General features: G+C 67.3%; 13 protein-coding genes. 9 read left to right on the forward strand and 4 right to left on the reverse strand.

The window, feature by feature from the left end; all coding sequences use genetic code 11:
* Window positions 1-338 precede the first annotated feature (338 nt).
* Complete coding sequence (locus tag K3U93_RS10345; protein WP_083010880.1) at window positions 339-2168, reverse strand: acyl-CoA dehydrogenase; 1830 nt, start codon at window positions 2166-2168, stop codon at window positions 339-341.
* A gap of 237 nt (window positions 2169-2405) precedes the next feature.
* Between K3U93_RS10345 and K3U93_RS10350 the strand changes: the two genes are divergently transcribed.
* Together K3U93_RS10350 and trxA are read left to right on the forward strand one after the other, a co-directional pair.
* Entirely contained in the window at window positions 2406-4385 is a 1980-nt protein-coding gene (locus tag K3U93_RS10350; protein ID WP_083010881.1) for a heavy metal translocating P-type ATPase, read from the forward strand.
* A gap of 57 nt (window positions 4386-4442) precedes the next feature.
* Window positions 4443-4775 carry a thioredoxin gene (gene trxA, locus K3U93_RS10355; RefSeq protein ID WP_071513493.1) on the forward strand — a complete coding sequence of 111 codons (333 nt, stop codon included), beginning with the start codon at window positions 4443-4445 and terminating at the stop codon, window positions 4773-4775.
* 28 nt (window positions 4776-4803) lie between these two features.
* Here trxA and K3U93_RS10360 read toward each other — a convergent pair whose 3' ends face one another.
* Window positions 4804-6261: a condensation domain-containing protein gene (locus K3U93_RS10360; protein ID WP_071513492.1), complete on the reverse strand. Its 1458-nt coding sequence runs from the start codon at window positions 6259-6261 to the stop codon at window positions 4804-4806.
* Between the two features lie 302 nt (window positions 6262-6563).
* Between K3U93_RS10360 and K3U93_RS10365 the strand changes: the two genes are divergently transcribed.
* From K3U93_RS10365 to K3U93_RS10380, 4 genes are all read left to right on the forward strand, one after another.
* Window positions 6564-7274: a GAP family protein gene (locus K3U93_RS10365; protein WP_071513491.1), complete on the forward strand. Its 711-nt coding sequence runs from the start codon at window positions 6564-6566 to the stop codon at window positions 7272-7274.
* A gap of 10 nt (window positions 7275-7284) precedes the next feature.
* On the forward strand, window positions 7285-8133 hold the full coding sequence (locus tag K3U93_RS10370; protein WP_420915412.1) for an enoyl-CoA hydratase: 849 nt from the start codon (window positions 7285-7287) through the stop codon (window positions 8131-8133).
* An 18-nt stretch (window positions 8134-8151) separates the two neighbouring features.
* Window positions 8152-9780, forward strand: a complete 1629-nt coding sequence (locus K3U93_RS10375) for an ABC-F family ATP-binding cassette domain-containing protein (protein WP_083010883.1) — start codon at window positions 8152-8154, stop codon at window positions 9778-9780.
* Window positions 9781-9883: 103 nt separating this feature from the next.
* Window positions 9884-10090, forward strand: coding sequence for a helix-turn-helix domain-containing protein (locus tag K3U93_RS10380; RefSeq protein ID WP_071513488.1), 207 nt, complete (start codon window positions 9884-9886; stop codon window positions 10088-10090).
* A gap of 38 nt (window positions 10091-10128) precedes the next feature.
* Here K3U93_RS10380 and K3U93_RS10385 read toward each other — a convergent pair whose 3' ends face one another.
* The gene (locus tag K3U93_RS10385; protein ID WP_071513487.1) at window positions 10129-10710 is read right to left on the reverse strand and encodes a TetR/AcrR family transcriptional regulator; all 582 of its coding nucleotides are present in this window, start codon (window positions 10708-10710) and stop codon (window positions 10129-10131) included.
* A 14-nt stretch (window positions 10711-10724) separates the two neighbouring features.
* Complete coding sequence (locus tag K3U93_RS10390) at window positions 10725-13544, reverse strand: aconitate hydratase (RefSeq protein WP_139797000.1); 2820 nt, start codon at window positions 13542-13544, stop codon at window positions 10725-10727.
* A 258-nt stretch (window positions 13545-13802) separates the two neighbouring features.
* On the opposite strand from K3U93_RS10390, the gene K3U93_RS10395 reads away from it, so the two are divergent.
* The 3 genes from K3U93_RS10395 (at window position 13803) to ripB (ending at window position 16779) form a co-directional block, all read left to right on the forward strand.
* A complete protein-coding gene (locus tag K3U93_RS10395; protein WP_083010885.1) occupies window positions 13803-14342 on the forward strand; it encodes an Rv1476 family membrane protein in 540 nt (179 codons plus the stop codon).
* A 249-nt stretch (window positions 14343-14591) separates the two neighbouring features.
* Window positions 14592-16028, forward strand: a complete 1437-nt coding sequence (gene ripA, locus K3U93_RS10400) for an NlpC/P60 family peptidoglycan endopeptidase RipA (RefSeq protein ID WP_220688607.1) — start codon at window positions 14592-14594, stop codon at window positions 16026-16028.
* A 10-nt stretch (window positions 16029-16038) separates the two neighbouring features.
* The gene (gene ripB, locus K3U93_RS10405) at window positions 16039-16779 is read left to right on the forward strand and encodes an NlpC/P60 family peptidoglycan endopeptidase RipB (RefSeq protein ID WP_083010887.1); all 741 of its coding nucleotides are present in this window, start codon (window positions 16039-16041) and stop codon (window positions 16777-16779) included.
* Window positions 16780-16911 lie beyond the last annotated feature (132 nt).

Raw genomic sequence — 16911 nt, forward strand, 5'->3', positions numbered from 1 at the left:
CCCGCTGGAGCTGTGCCTGACCTGTGGGTGACTTGCGTTGGCTCACATGGGTGCGCTGCGCGGCGAACCAATGGTCGACTTGTCAATGTGGTAGCACATGCGCTAGCAACTTCTCGGATCGTCTCATGGTCTCGGCCTGGCTCGAATTGGCGCGCAGCGTCTGGCGGCGCGCGCAGTGGGCCAAAGTCGGGCGTCAATTCCATGCGTCGCATCGGTAACTCGCTGGCCGGCATACGCCGATGCAGCGACTGCCCACAGTCGCGCTGAGGTGGGCACGAAAGTATGTGCCCGCGGCGCCGTGACGAATGTGACCACCAGGCCCCGTGCGTAATGACCTGTCAGAAGGCGCTTTCGGAGACGCGCATGATGTCGTCGTCGAGGGATTCGATGACCCGGCGCTGCGCGGTCAGTTTCGGCAGCATGTTCTTAATGAAGAACGTCGCGGTCGCGATCTTGCCCCGGTAGAACGGCTCGTCGCTATTGGCGGCGCTAGTCGCCGCCCCGGCCAGCGCGATGCCCGCCTGCACCAGCAACCGCCAGCCGATGAGCAAATCCCCGACCGCGAGCAGGAACCGCACCGAGGCGAGCCCCACCTTGTAGATCTCGGTGGGGTGTTGGGTGGCGGACATCAGGTATCCGGTCAGCGCGCCCGCCATCGCGGTGACGTCGTCGAGCGCGGTTTGCAGCAGCTCGGCTTGCGGTTGCAGCGCCTCGTCGCAGGTATCAATAGTGTTGCTGATCTGCGCCGTCAGAAACTGCAGGGCCTGGCCGCGGTCGCGGACGATCTTGCGGAAGAAGAAGTCCAGCGCCTGGATGGCGGTGGTGCCCTCGTAGAGCGAATCGATCTTGGAATCGCGGATGTACTGCTCGAGCGGATAGTCGACCAAAAAGCCGGAGCCGCCCAGCGTTTGCAGCGACTCGGTCAGGATCTCGTAGGCCCGTTCCGAGCTCACCCCTTTGACGATCGGCAGCAGCAGGTCGTCGATGCGGTGCGCCATGTCGTGATCGGCACCCGAAACCCGTTGCGCCACAGCGTCGTCCTGATGCGCGGCGGCATACATGTAGAGCGCCCGCAGGCCCTCGGCGTACGCCTTCTGCGTCAGCAGGCTGCGGCGCACGTCAGGGTGGTGGATTATGGTGACCCGCGGCGCGGTCTTGTCGGCCATCTGCGTGAGATCCGCACCCTGCACCCGCTCCTTGGCGAAGGCTAGCGCGTTCAGGTAGCCCGTGGACAGGGTGCCGGCGGCCTTCACGCCGATCGTCATGCGGGCCTGCTCGATCACGGTGAACATCTGCGCGATCCCGTTGTGCACGTCGCCGACCAGGTAGCCGACGGCCGGCACATCGGTGGCGCCAAAAGTCAATTCGCACGTGGGGGAGGCCTTGATGCCCATCTTGTGTTCCAGGCCGGTGGCGAAAACCCCGTTGCGGGAACCGAGTTCGAACGTCTCCGGGTCGAACAGGTACTGGGGGACGTAGAACAGGCTCAAGCCCTTGGTGCCCGGGCCGGCGCCCTCGGGCCGGGCCAGCACCAGGTGGAAGATGTTCTCGGCGGTGTCGCCCACGTCGCCACCGGAAATGAACCGTTTGACGCCCTCGATGTGCCAGGTGCCGTCGGGCTGTTCGACGGCCTTGGCGCGACCCGCGCCGACGTCGGATCCGGCGTCGGGTTCGGTGAGCACCATGGTGGCCGCCCAGCCGCGCTCCACGCCCTCGGCCGCCCAGCGCCGCTGCTCGTCGTTGCCCTCGACATACAGCGCCTGCGCCATGAACGGGCCGAGGCAGAAGAAGTTCGCCGAGGGGTTGGCGCAGATGATCATCTCGTTGACCGCCCAGGCCAGCGGCGGCGGCGCCGGCATGCCGCCGATCTCTTCGGCCAGGCCCAGCCGCCACCAGCCGGCGTCCTTGATCGCCCGCACAGTTTTGGCCAGCTCGTCCGGCACGCTGATCGTGTGCTCGGCCGGGTCGAACACCGGCGGGTTGCGGTCGGCGAAGGCGAAGGATTCGGCGACCGGACCTTCCGCCAGGCGAGCCGCCTCGGCCAGTATCGTGCGGGCGGTGTCCTCGTCGAGGTCGCCGTAGCGTCCGGCGCCGAGGACGGCGCCCACATCGAGCACCTCGAACAGGTTGAACTCGAGATCGCGGACGTTAGCGATGTAGTGGCCCAAGGCGATTCCTTCACTGGTCCCGTCACACGCGGAGCATCGGCCCTCAGTCTGTCCGACGTCGGAAAACGTACGCAACCGTAACCTCGGCCGGCCGGCGGGCGCACGCCCTTGTGCCAGAGCCCAATTCGGGTCAATTTAATGGCATACCGCAATGCAACCGAGACAATTACAGGTGTCTGCGTCAATTAATTTGGGTTAATCCTCTTTCGCACCCAGCCACCTTGTGAGGCCAACGGCATGACCCTGACCACCCTCGAAAAGCCCACTCAGCCGGCAGGTGGGGCGCGCTCCCAAGACCAGCAAAGCGCGAGGCCCTCGAATTGGCGGGCGGCCCTGTGGTCCGTGATCTCGGTGCGCTGGGCGGCCGCCGCGCTGGGGCTGTTTCTCGCGGGGCTGACCGCCGAGCTGGGCGGCGCGCCCGAAGCCGTGTGGTGGACGCTATATCTGGCCTGCTACGTCACCGGGGGATGGGGCTCGGCGTGGGCCGGCGCACAAGCGTTGCGCAACAAGGCTCTCGACGTGGACCTGTTGATGATCGTCGCGGCGATCGGAGCGGTCGCCATCGGCCAGATCTTCGATGGGGCGCTGTTGATCGTGATCTTTGCCACCTCCGGCGCGCTCGACGACGTCGCGACCACGCACACCGCCGATTCGGTCAAGGGCCTGTTGAACCTGACGCCGGATCGGGCCGTCGTGGTCGATGACGACGGCGGCGAACGGTCGGTGGCGGCCACCGAGCTGGCGGTGGGCGACCTCGTGGTGGTGCGTCCGGGGGAACGCATCCCCGCCGATGGCGACGTCGTGGCCGGGTCCTCCGAGGTCGACCAATGCTCGATCACCGGCGAGTCCATGCCGATCGCTAAGGACCGCGGCGACGAGGTGTTCGCCGGCACCGTCAACGGGTCGGGCGTCTTGCAATTGGTCGTCACCCGCGACCCGTCGCAAACCGTCGTCGCCCGCATCGTCGAGCTGGTGGCCGAGGCCTGCGCCACCAAGGCGAAAACCCAACTGTTCATTGAGAAAATCGAGCGGCGCTACTCCGTCGGGGTGGTGGCGGCGACGCTGGCACTCATCGCCATCCCCCTGATGTGGGGCGCCGCGCCGCAACCGGTATTGCTGCGCGCCATGACGTTCATGATCGTGGCCTCGCCGTGCGCCGTGGTGCTGGCTACCATGCCGCCGCTGCTGGCGGCCATCGCCAACGCCGGCCGTCACGGCGTGCTGATCAAATCCGCGGTCGTCGTCGAACACCTCGCCGACACCAGCGTCGTCGCGCTGGACAAGACCGGCACACTGACCTGTGGCGTCCCGCGACTGACCGTCGTCGAACCGCTGGATCCGAAAATCGGCGACCGGCGTTTGCTCGAATTAGCCTCCGCCGCAGAACAATTCAGCGAACACCCGCTCGGGCGGGCCGTGGTGGAGGAAGCCCGCACGCGCGGCATCGCCATCCCGCCCGCCGAGGACTTCCGCGCCCTGCCGGGTCGCGGCGTCCGCGCCACCGTGGGACGCGATTTCGTCGAGATCTGCAGTCCGCACGGCTACCGGGGCGCGCCGCTACCGCAGGTGGCATCGATCCTGGAGGCCGGCGCCACCGCCGCCATCGTGTTGGTCGACGGCGTCGCCGTCGGTGTGCTCGGCCTGACCGACCGGGTTCGTCCCGGCGCCGCGCGCGCCGTCGCGTCGCTGACCGCGTTGACCTCCTTGCCCCCGATGCTGCTGACCGGTGACAACGAACGCGCGGCCGGGCGGGTGGCCCGGCACGCCGGGATCACCGACGTGCGCGCGGCGCTGCTGCCCGAGCAGAAGGTCGAGGCGGTCCGCGGTCTGCGGGCCGGCGGTCACCGCGTGCTCGTCGTCGGCGACGGCGTCAACGACGCACCGGCCATGGCGGCGGCGTGCACGTCGGTCGCGATGGGCGCCGGGGCCGACCTCACGCTGCAAACCGCCGACGGCGTCACCGTGCGCGACGAACTGCACACCATCCCGACGATCATCGGGCTGGCGCGGCAGGCCCGCCGCGCCGTGACCGTCAACCTCGCCATCGCCGCCGGCTTCATCACCGTTCTGGTGCTGTGGGACCTGTTCGGACGGCTGCCACTGCCGCTGGGCGTCGCCGGCCACGAAGGCTCCACCCTCATCGTCGCGCTCAACGGCGTGCGCCTGCTGACCGACCGGTGCTGGCGGGCGGCGGCGTCGCCGGCCGTGGGGGCTTGATCCGAGCCGCGTCGACCGTGCGGGAACATCGCACCGGTTCGAGACGTTAGGGCGGTTGTGACAACACTCGATCTCACCGCTGACCAGTTCGACGAAACCATCGAGGGCAACGACATCGTGCTCGTCGATTTCTGGGCCTCCTGGTGCGGACCGTGCCGCCAGTTCGCGCCGACTTTCCACGAATCGTCGGAGAAACACCCCGACATCGTCTACGCGAAAGTCGACACGGAGGCCGAACAACAATTGGCGGCGGCCGCCCAGATCCGGTCCATCCCCACACTGATGGCCTTCAAGAAGGGCAAGCTGCTGTTCAATCAGGCCGGGGCGTTGCCGCCGGCGGCCCTGGAAGACCTGGTGCAGCAAATCAGGGCCTTCGACGTCTCGGAGTGACCCGGGCGGCCCGGGCCGAACAATCCGATCAGACCAGTTGCCGCTGGAATTGAGTGACATTGCATAGCGGTGCCGCGCAACGGCCTTCGGCGACACGGGCATACACGGATTTCAGCGTCTCGAGATAACGGGTTACCGATTCGCGGGCAACCGGATTGTTGGGGAAAAACACCATTGCGTGCGTCTCCTTTTCGTACCGATTCACGCGCAAATCGAATCGAGCCGGAACCCCACCGTCGTGGTGAATCCTGATATTCGACCCGCCCCATTCGGATTTGACGATGGTGGAAAGGGGAGGGCCGCTGGCATCGAGATGAAACAGCAGGGGCACACGCCCCTGAGGCATCCTCAGCCACGGCGCCAATTCCAGCACGCGAATGAACGGCACGTTCGCCAGGTCTTTGCCCGAATCGAACGACTCCTGCGCCGCACGCGCGGTCGCACCGAACGACGATGCGTTGACCGGGATGGTGACCGGAACGAAACCGGTGAACCAACCGATCGTCAGAAACTCCGCCGGGGCGCTGCGGGTGTCACACGCGATGATTCCGTAATACGTTTCCGCGCCGGTCAACTCGTATTGCGCCAGGGCGGCGCAGGCGAACACGCCGCCGCTGAAACGGGCGCCCGCCGCTAGGCACGCGGATTCGAATTCGGCCGTCTGTCGCTCGTCCATCACCCGTACGAACATCAGGTCACAGGACCCCGACCCGTCGCCCAGTGACACGGGGCAGTCCGGGAGGGTTCCGTCATTTTTCTCGAAGAAATCGACCCAGGCACGCACCGGCGGCGAGTCCAAGGTCAGGGCGGACGTGTGCTCGTGCTGCCGGACGCAGTAATTCTCGTAGCTGCCCGGGGCGGGAAGCGAAACGGGCGCTTCGCCCGCCAGCAGGGTGGTGTACATCAGATAGAACTCTATGCGGATCGCGCCAAGAAACTGCGCGTCGATGTGGAGATGATCGACGCCGAAACAGAAGGTGAAGTGATCCGCACGCTGAATAATCGCGAAACGAAAACAATCCCACTCCAACGGGCTCGGCGTCGCCAATATGTGCTCCCGAAAAGCCGCCGGCGTCATCTCACCGTGCTTAATCGGAACGCACCGAATATCGGCGGGATTGCGAAGCGTGTGCCGAAGGATCTGGTCGGCATCGGTGTGCTCGAACCAACTGTGATAGGTGTCGTGCCGCCGAAGGTGCGCGTTGATGACGTACGTCAGGACCCGGACGTCGCACTGGCCGGGCATGTCCCAACTGCCAATGCACAGCCGCGACATGTCGACCCCGCGCGCCGCATGGTCACGGAAGTTACGGATGTGCCGGGCTTGCTGATGGCTGGCCGGCACGGCGCTGATCGGGGCTTGTCGGGCTTTGGCAAGCGAGCCGGGCGAGGGATGCCAACACACGACCGAGCCGGGGTCCGGTGACCAGTCGTTGATAGCACCGAACGCCTCCTCTCCTGGGACGAACACATTCCCCTCCCTCATGCTTCAGCGCGTATCAGCGAATCCTTCAGGTCGGCGGCGCCATCGTCACATTTGAAAATGGCGCATTTCACCTCTAGCGGTCGAAAACTGTTGCGGTACAGTCCTTCCCGCGCCACAGCCCACGCTAGCGTGACTCCGCGCTGCCAACCAACACTGCAAATTGGTCCGTAATTGATACGTGCGTTCAACGGTGGGTAAAGATAGCAGACCAAACGAACTAAAATGGGACAACTCGACACTTTGAGACCTACGACTCCGTCATCGACGACCGCCCCGCCGCCACCGGGGGTAGAGTCCCGCCCATGTGGGGCACGGTGCTGGTGCTGGCGCTGGTCGCGACGGCGGATCCGGTGCGGATCGGCATCGCCGTCCTGCTGTTCTCGCGGCGACGTCCCGCGCTTCATCTGGTCGCGCTGTGGCTTGGCGGTCTGGCGGTCGGTGTCGTCCTGGCCTTGGCCGTGCTCTTCGGGTTGCACGACCCCGCGCTTGGGGTCATGCATCGGGTGCAGCTTGCCGCCACCAGCTCCACGGCGGGGCACATCCAGATCGCCATGGGTGTGCTCGCCCTGGTGGTCGCCGCGGCGATCGCGCTCGGCTTTTCGGTGCGTCAACGCACGCGAGCGCCAATGCCCGCCGACGATCCGTCGCGCCGCGCCGGATTTTCGCGATTGTCGGCGCGCGCCGTGGATGCGCTGCACGTCGGCCCGCCGTGGGTCACATTCCTTGTCGGAGTGGTGATCTCGACGGACTTCCGGTACTTGGCGGCGCTCACCGCCATCCTGGCCTCGGGCGCCGCCCTGAGCACCCAGGTCGGCGCGGCGGCGGTCTACACGGTCGTGGCGCTCGGGTTCGCCGAGATCCCACTCGCCAGCCAGCTGGCGGCGCCGGCACGGACGAGCGCGGTGATGTCGCGCGTGCACGATTGGGTGACGGCCCGCAGGCGGGGGCTCCTCGGCGCCATCGTGGCCGTGCTGGGGGTTCTCCTGATGACCACAGGGATGGGTCACGTCTGAGCCGTAGGGCATCCCGCGCCCGCCGCCGGGTTCGCGCTACCTTTCACGGGTGAGTTTGGTATTGCTAGAGCAACCGCGACCCGGCGTCGCGCTGATAACCCTCAATCGGCCCGAGCGAATGAACTCCATGGCGTTCGACGTCATGGTGCCGCTCAAGGAGGCCCTCGGGAAGGTCACCTACGACAACTCCGTGCGCGTGGTCGTGCTGACCGGGGCGGGCCGGGGGTTCTCCTCGGGCGCCGATCACAAGTCCGCGGGCGCGGTGCCGGGTGTCGACGGGCTGACCCGTCCGACCCACGCGCTGCGCTCCATGGAGCTGCTCGACGACGTCATCCTGGCGCTGCGGCGGCTACACCAGCCGGTGATCGCCGCGGTCAACGGCCCGGCCATCGGCGGTGGGCTGTGCCTGGCGCTGGCCGCCGACGTCCGGGTGGCCTCGACCAGCGCCTACTTCCGGGCCGCGGGCATCAACAACGGGCTGACCGCCAGCGAACTGGGGCTGAGCTACCTGTTACCCAGGGCCATCGGATCGTCGCGCGCGTTCGAGATCATGCTGACCGGTCGCGACGTCACCGCCGAGGAGGCCGAGCGCATCGGGCTGGTGTCGTGCCAGGTACCGGAAGGCCAGCTGCTCGACACCTGCTACGCGATCGCCGCGCGGATGGCGGCGTTCTCCCGGCCGGGAATCGAGTTGACCAAACGCACACTGTGGAGTGGGCTGGATGCCGGTAGCCTGGAGGGGCACATGCAAGCCGAGGGCTTGGGACAGCTTTTCGTCCGCCTGCTCACCGCCAACTTCGAAGAAGCGGTTGCCGCGCGCGCGGAACGGCGGCCGCCGGTGTTCACCGACGACAAATGACTAACGGGGAGAGCGAATGTGATCACGGCCACGGGCCTTGAGGTCCGCGCCGGCGCGCGCATTCTGCTCTCGCCCGACGGCCCGGACCTGCGCGTGCAGCCCGGCGACCGCATCGGGCTGGTCGGTCGCAACGGTGCGGGCAAGACCACGACCCTGCGCATCCTGGCGGGGGAGAGCGAACCGTATGCCGGATCGGTCACCCGCACCGGCGAAATCGGTTACCTGCCACAGGATCCCAAAGAAGGCGACCTCGACGTGCTGGCCCGCGACCGGGTGCTTTCGGCCCGCGGGTTGGACGTGCTGCTCACCGATCTGGAGAAGCAGCAGGCGTTGATGGCCGAGGTCGCCGACGACGACGCGCGCGACCGCGCGATCCGCCGCTACGGGCAGCTGGAGGAGCGGTTCGTCGCGCTGGGCGGCTACGGCGCCGAAAGCGAAGCCGGCCGCATCTGCGCGAGCCTCGGCTTACCGGAACGGGTGCTGACGCAACAACTGCGCACCCTGTCCGGGGGGCAGCGCCGCCGGGTGGAGCTGGCGCGCATCCTGTTCGCGGCATCCGATACCGGCGCAGGCTCTTCGACGACGCTGCTGCTCGACGAGCCGACCAACCACCTCGACGCGGATTCGCTTGGCTGGCTGCGGGATTTCCTGCGGGCGCACACCGGCGGCCTGGTCGTCATCAGCCACAACGTCGAATTGCTCGCCGACGTCGTCAACCGGGTGTGGTTCCTGGACGCCGTGCGCGGTGAGGTCGACGTCTACAACATGGGCTGGCAGAAGTACCTCGACGCCCGGGCCACCGACGAGCAGCGCCGCCGCCGGGAACGCGCCAACGCCGAACGCAAGGCCGCCGCGCTGCGCACCCAGGCCGCCAAGCTAGGCGCCAAGGCCACCAAAGCCGTTGCGGCCCAGAACATGTTGCGCCGCGCCGACCGGATGATGGCCGCGCTCGACGAGGAGCGGGCGGCCGACAAGGTGGCCCGGATCAAGTTCCCCACCCCGGCCGCGTGCGGGCGCACACCGCTGGTCGCCACCGGGCTGAGCAAGTCCTACGGATCGCTGGAGGTGTTCAGCGGCGTCGATCTGGCCATCGACCGCGGCTCGCGGGTGGTCGTGCTGGGGCTCAACGGCGCCGGCAAGACCACGCTGCTGCGCTTGCTGGCCGGCGCCGAAAACCCCGACACGGGAGCGCTGGAACCCGGACACGGTTTGCGGATCGGCTATTTCGCGCAGGAGCACGACACCCTCGACGACGACGCGACCGTCTGGCACAACATCCGCCACGCCGCACCCGACTCGGGCGAACAGGAGCTGCGCGGCCTGCTCGGCGCGTTCATGTTCAGCGGCGCGCAGCTCGACCAGCCGGCGGGGACCCTGTCCGGCGGGGAGAAGACCCGCCTGGCGCTGGCCGGTCTGGTGGCGTCCACGGCCAACGTGTTGCTGCTCGACGAACCCACCAACAACCTCGATCCCGCGTCGCGTGAGCAGGTGCTCGACGCGCTGCGCAGCTATCAGGGCGCGGTGGTGCTGGTGACGCACGACCCGGGCGCGGCCGAGGCCTTGGACCCGCAACGCGTCGTGCTGCTGCCCGACGGCACCGAGGACTATTGGTCCGACGAGTATCGGGATCTCATCGAGCTGGCCTAGATCGCCGGCGATTTCGGCCAAATCGGCCCGCGACCGACGCCCGTGTTCTTACTCTATGTGCTTGGAATCGAGTTCAAGCGTGGAGCGGACCTTGAAAAATACAGTGAGAAAGTCGAAGAAGACGCGCGACCAGTTGCTGCACGAGTTACGCAACGCCTATGAGGGCGGCGCCAGCATCCGCAATCTGGCCGCCACCACCGGCAGGTCGTACGGATCTGTGCACAGCCTGCTGCTCGAGTCGGGTACCACCCTGCGCGGCCGCGGTGGACCCAACCACACGTCTCGCCAGCGCCAGACCGCGCGAGCGTAACGTCACTGCGAAATCCGACTGGATTTTTCGCAGTGACGTTACGCTCGCGGCCCAGAATCGTTGCGGCGCACCGACTTCTCCACCAGGTCGAGGACGGCGCCCAGCCGCCGCGGATCCTCGCCGGATGCCAGCCGGGCCACCAAGCCGTCGAGAACCAGCTCGAGGTAGCACTGCAACACGTCGCCGGGAACGTCGTCGCGCACCCGGTGCGCCTCCTTCTGGCGGCGCAGCCGATCGGTGGTCGCCGCCGCCAGCTCCGCGGAACGCTCCGCCCAGCCGCGGCTGAAGACGGGGTCGTTGCGCAGCTTGCGCGCGATCTCCAACCTGGTGGCCAGCCAGTCGAACTGGTCGGGCGCCGCGAGCATGTCGCGCATCACCTGGATGAGGCCCTCGCGGGACGCCACGTCGGCCATCCGCTCGGCGTCCTCGTGCGCCAGCGCAAAAAACAGCGCGTCCTTGTCGCGGAAATGGTGGAAGATCGCGCCGCGCGACATCCCGATCGCTTGTTCCAGCCGGCGCACCGTGGCCTTGTCGTAACCGTATTCGGCGAAGCAACGGCGGGCGCCGTCGAGAATCTGGCGACGGCGGGCCGCCAGGTGGCCCTCGCTGACCTTGGGCACGGGTTAGCCTGGGACTAACCCGACTTGAGCATGTTACGCAGCACGTACTGCAGGATGCCGCCGTTGCGGTAGTAGTCGGCCTCACCCGGGGTGTCGATGCGCACCACCGCGTCGAACTCGATCGGCTCGCCGGCATCCTTGCTCGCCTTGACGTGCACCGTCTTGGGCGTCTTGCCGTCGTTGAGCGCCTCGATGCCGGTGATGTCGAAGACCTCGGTGCCGTCCAGCCCCAGCGACGTGGCCGACTCGCCCTCGGGGAACTGCAGCGGGATGACGCCCATGCCGATCAGGTTGGAGCGGTGGATGCGCTCGAACGACTCGGCGATCACAGCCCGCACGCCCAGCAGCAACGTGCCCTTGGCCGCCCAGTCGCGGGAGGAGCCGGACCCGTACTCTTTACCGCCCAGCACCACCAGCGGAATGCCTTGTGCCGCATAGTTTTGCGCCGCGTCGTAGATGAAGGCCTGCGGAGCCCCGGACTGGGTGAAGTCGCGGGTGTAGCCGCCGGACACGTCGTCCAGCAGCAGGTTACGCAACCGGATGTTGGCGAACGTGCCGCGGATCATCACCTCGTGGTTGCCGCGCCGCGAGCCGAAGGAGTTGTAGTCCTTGCGCTCCACGCCGTGCTCGTCGAGGTACTGCGCCGCGGGGGTGCCCGGCTTGATGCTGCCGGCGGGGGAGATGTGGTCGGTGGTCACCGAGTCGCCGAGCAGCGCCAGCACCCGGGCGCCGGTGATGTCGCCGACCGGCTCCGGGTCGGCCGACATCCCCTCGAAGTACGGGGGTTTGCGCACGTACGTCGAATCCGGGTCCCAGTCAAAGGTATTGCCGCTCGGGGTCGGCAGGTTGCGCCACCGCTCGCCGCCCTTGAACACGGAGGCGTAGTTGTTGACGAACATCTCCTGGTTGATCGCCGAGGCGATGGTGCCGGAGACGTCCTTCTGCGACGGCCAGATATCTTTCAAATAGACATCCTTGCCTTCTTTATCTGTGCCCAGCGGCTGGGAGTCGAAGTCGAAGTCCATCGTCCCGGCCAGCGCGTAGGCGATCACCAGCGGCGGCGACGCCAGGTAGTTCATCTTCACGTCCGGGTGGATGCGGCCCTCGAAGTTCCGGTTGCCCGACAACACGGCGGCCACCGAAAGGTCGTTGTCGTTGACCGCCTTCGAAATCTCCTCGGGCAGCGGACCGGAGTTGCCGATGCAGGTGGTGCAGCCGTACCCCACCAGATAGAAGCCCAGCTTCTCCAAATACGGCCACAGGCCGGCCTTTTCGTAGTAGTCGCTGACCACCTGGGAGCCCGGCGCCATCGACGTCTTGACCCACGGCTTGGAAGTCAACCCCTTCTCGACGGCGTTGCGCGCCAGCAGCGCGGCGCCCAGCATCACCTCAGGATTGGACGTGTTGGTGCACGACGTGACCGCGGCGATCACCACCGCGCCGTGGTCGAGCACGAACTCCCCGAGTTCTTGCGACTTCACCCGCACCGGGTCGCTCACCCGGCCCTTGGCGTGTGTGGCGGCCGAGTGCACGGCGGGCACGTCGTCGACGTGGCCGTTGGACGGTGCCCCCGGATCGCTGGCCGGGAATGTCTCCTCGACCACCTCGTCGAGTTTCGAGTAGCCCTGCCCGCCGTCACCGTTACCGACGTAGTGCGGAATCTGCTCGCGGAACGTCGACTTGGCTTGCGACAACGGGATTCGGTCCTGCGGGCGCTTGGGCCCGGCGATCGAGGGCACCACGTCGGACAGGTCGAGCTCCAGGTATTCGGAGAACGCCGGCTCGTGCTTGGGGTCGTGCCACATGCCCTGCTCTTTGGCGTAGGCCTCGACCAGCGCCAGCTGCTCGGGCTTGCGGCCGGTGAACCGCAGGTAGGAGATGGTCTCGTCGTCGATCGGGAAAATCGCTGCGGTGGAACCGAATTCGGGGCTCATGTTGCCCAGGGTGGCGCGGTTGGCCAACGGCACCTCGGCCACGCCCTCGCCGTAGAACTCGACGAATTTGCCGACCACGCCGTGCTTGCGCAGCATCTCGGTGACCGTCAGCACCACGTCGGTGGCCGTGACACCCGGCTGGATCTCGCCCGTCAGCTTGAAGCCGACGACCCGCGGGATCAGCATCGACACCGGCTGGCCGAGCATCGCGGCCTCGGCCTCGATGCCGCCCACGCCCCAGCCGAGCACGCCGAGGCCGTTGACCATCGTGGTGTGCGAATCGGTGCCCACACAGGTGTCGGGGTACGCCACCCCGTCGCGGTCCATCACCACACTGGCCAGGTACTCGATGTTGACCTGGTGCACGATGCCGGTGCCCGGGGGCACCACCTTGAAGTCGGCGAACGCGCCTTGGCCCCAACGCAGGAACTGGTAGCGCTCCCCGTTGCGCTGGTACTCGATCTCGACGTTGCGCTCGAACGCGTCGGCCCGGCCGAACAGGTCGGCGATCACCGAGTGGTCGATCACCAGGTCGGCCGGCGCCAGCGGGTTGACCTTGTCCGGGTTGCCGCCCAGGTCGCCGATGGCCTCACGCATGGTGGCCAGGTCGACGATGCACGGCACCCCGGTGAAGTCCTGCATCACGACGCGGGCGGGCGTGTATTGGATCTCAATGCTGGGCTCCGCCTTGGGATCCCAGTTCGCGATGGCCTCGATGTGGTCTCTGGTGATGTCGCTGCCGTCCTCATTGCGCAGCAGATTCTCGGCGAGGACTTTGAGGCTGTAGGGGAGTTTCTCGGTATTGGGGACGGCGTCGAGGCGATAGATCTGGTAACTCTTTTCGCCGACCTTCAGGGTGCCGCGGGCTCCGAACGAGTTCACAGAATCTTTGCTAGTCACTTGTACTCCCGAGGATTAAGTTCTCCCGCCGACGGGCCGTGTCGGCGGCGCTTCGAATGCCGAACCACTTTAACAGTACGCTTGTCCTGCATTACGGGCGGCACCCGTTACCTAGTCTTCCCGTTGGAAGGCCGCTTTACCGCCGAGCCGGTAAATCTGCAGGGGAAGTGCGAGTAGGGCCCTGCAGGATTACAGGCTCGGCGAAGTCGGTGTGCAGGTCGCGTAATGTGCCCCTAGCACGGTGACAGGAGGGACACGATGACCGGGCAAGTCCTGCCGCTCTACATCCCCCAAGACGTCGACATGACCGCGGTCAAGGCTCAGGTCGCCGCCGTCGGCGTCAGCGCGCCGCCGGCGGCCATGCCCGGGCTGCTCGACGTGGTCAACCAGGCCCACGCCGAGGGCATCAACCTCAAGATCGTCCTGCTCGACCACAACCCCCCCAACGACACACCCCTGCGCGACATCTCCACCGTGGTCGGCGCCGACTACCACGACGCCACGGTCCTGACGCTCAGCCCGAATTACGTCGGCAGCTACAGCACGCAATTCCCGCGCGTCACCCTCGAAGCCGGCGAGGACATCGCCAAGACGGGCAACCCGGTGGTCTCGGCGCAGCATTTTTTGCACGAGCTGAACGCCCCGGAGTTTCCCTGGACCGGCTTGACCATATTCCTGCTGATCGCCGTGTTCGCGGCGGCCGTCGGGACCCGATTGCTGCAGTTGCGCAGTGGGCGCCCAGCAACGTCGGCCAACGCGGCGGAAACGCCGACCGAGGCGTCTGGTAGCGCCGAGTAACGGCGCCTGACACACGCATCCGGCCCGGGCTGCCTTACCGGCGAGGCCCCGCGACTTAATGCGGCAAACACCGCAGGTCACCGTTAGGTCACATTAAACGCACGTCCAGAGTGCAGTTTGTGGCCAGCGTTTCCACGACGTCCCCTGTGACGTACGGTGCAAATGATGCTCCTGTTGTTTCTGGCGCCGTCAGCGAATGCTGTCCCCGGTGCCGCCCGTCCGCGTTGAGCCGTAGGAGACCTGAGCCGAATGAGACGCACCCGCTGGGGCTCTTCTGCGCGACCGGCCGCGAGGCTGGTCCGGCCGGTCATACCGTCGGTCTTGAGTGCCGCCCTGCTGCTATGCACGCCCGGGCTGGCGCACGGTGATCCCGCCGCCGACAGCCTGGCCGCGCTCATCGCCAACGTCGCCAAGGCCAACCAGCGCCTGGAAAACCTGAGCGCGGAAATCCAGACGGAGCAGGAAAGCGTCAACAAGGCGCTGGTCGACGTGGAGACCGCACGCGACAACGCGACCGCCACCGAACACGACCTCGAGGCCAGCCAGCGGGCGGTCAAAGACGCCGATGCGGCAATCGCTTCCGCCCAACGCCGGTTCGACACGTTCGCCGCGGCCACCTATATGAACGGCCCGTCGGGCAGCTACCTGACCGCGACCAGCCCCGAAGACATCATCGCCACCGAAACCGCCGCCCGGACGCTGACGGCCAGCTCCCACACGGTGATGGACAACCTGCAGCGGGCCCGGACCGAACAGGTCAACAAGGAGTCTGCGGCGCGGCTGGCCAAGCAGAAGGCCGACAAGGCCGCCGCCGACGCCAAGGCCAGCCAGGACGCCGCGGTGGCGGCGCTCACCAACTCGAGGCGCACGTTCGACGAACAGCGCGACGAGGTCATTCGGCTGGCCGCCGAGCGTGACGAGGCTCAGGCCAAACTCGAGGCCGCCCGCCGCGAGGCCGCGAGCCAATGGTCGGCGGGGAAGGGCGGGGCGGGCGTCCCGGCGTCGGGCGACCGGTGGGATCCCGGGTCACCCGGCGGTGCGCCGCCGGCGGGCGGCCGCACGTGGGATGGCGCCTGGGATCCGACGTTGCCCATGGTGCCCAGCGCCAACGTCCCCGGCGACCCGATCGCGGTGATCAACCAGGTGTTGGGCATCTCGGCGACCTCGACGCAGGTCACCGCCGGCATGGGCCGCAGCTTCCTGCAGCAGCTGGGCATCCTGCGGCCCGACGACACCGGCATCACCAACGCCTCGCCCGGGGGCCGGATCCCGCGGGTCTACGGGCGGCAGGCCAGCGAGTACGTGATCCGGCGCGGGATGTCACAGATCGGGGTGCCTTATTCCTGGGGTGGCGGCAACGCCGCGGGCCCGAGCAAGGGAATCGACTCGGGGGCCGGCACTACCGGCTTCGACTGTTCGGGCCTGGTCTTGTATTCATTCGCCGGGGTGGGCATCAAGCTGCCGCACTACTCGGGTTCGCAGTACAACCTGGGCCGCAAGATCCCGTCCTCCCAGATGCGCCGCGGCGACGTGATCTTCTACGGCCCCGGCGGCAGCCAGCACGTGACGATCTATCTCGGTCAGGGTCAGATGCTCGAGGCGCCCGACGTCGGGTTGAAGGTCCGGGTCGCACCGGTTCGTACCGGCGGTATGACGCCTTACGTAGTCCGCTATATCGAGTACTGAACGAGGAGCTATGCGCCGCAGCCAATTTCGCCTGATCAACCTGGCTTCCAGGCTGGGTGTGCTCACCGCACTGGTGACCGGGCTGACGTTGTCTGTAGCCAGCCCGGCTCCACTGGCCAGGGCCGACCCCGGCCAGTGGGATCCCACGCTGCCGGCGACGGTCAGTGCCGGCGCGCCCGGGGATCCGCTCGCGGTCGCCAACGCTTCGCTGCAGGCCACCGCCCAGGCCACCCAGACCACGCTGGATTTGGGTAAGCAATTCCTCGGCGGGCTGGGCATCAACCTCGGCGGCAATGACGCCCCCGCGGCCGCCACCAACCCCGGCGGCAAGATCCCGCGCGTCTACGGCCGCCAGGCCATCGAGTACGTGATCAAGCGGGGCGGCTCCCAGATGGGCGTGCCGTATTCCTGGGGCGGCGGCTCGCTGCAGGGTCCCAGCAAGGGCGTCGACTCCGGAGCCAACACCGTCGGCTTCGACTGCTCGGGCCTGATGCGGTACGCCTTCGCCGGTGTCGGCGTGCTGATCCCGCGGTTCTCCGGTGACCAGTACAACGCGGGCCGCCACATTCCGCCCAATGAAGCCAGGCGCGGCGACCTGATCTTCTATGGCCCGGGCGGCGGCCAGCACGTCACCATGTACCTGGGCAACGGCCAGATGCTGGAGGCGTCCGGAAGCGCCGGCAAAGTCACCGTCAGCCCGGTGCGCAAGCCCGGCATGACGCCGTTCCTGACTAGGATCATCGAGTACTGACCAAGGTGTGGTCGCCCGCGCAAAGGTCCGGGCCGGGGCCAAATTGCCCGGCTCGTTCCGGCCCGCATCGTCGCCGGGCGGGGCCGCGGCGTCGACGGAATCCGGCAGGCCTGGAATAGTTGGACCCGGGCA

It is taken from the genome of Mycobacterium malmoense (assembly GCF_019645855.1).
Lineage (GTDB): Bacteria > Actinomycetota > Actinomycetes > Mycobacteriales > Mycobacteriaceae > Mycobacterium > Mycobacterium malmoense.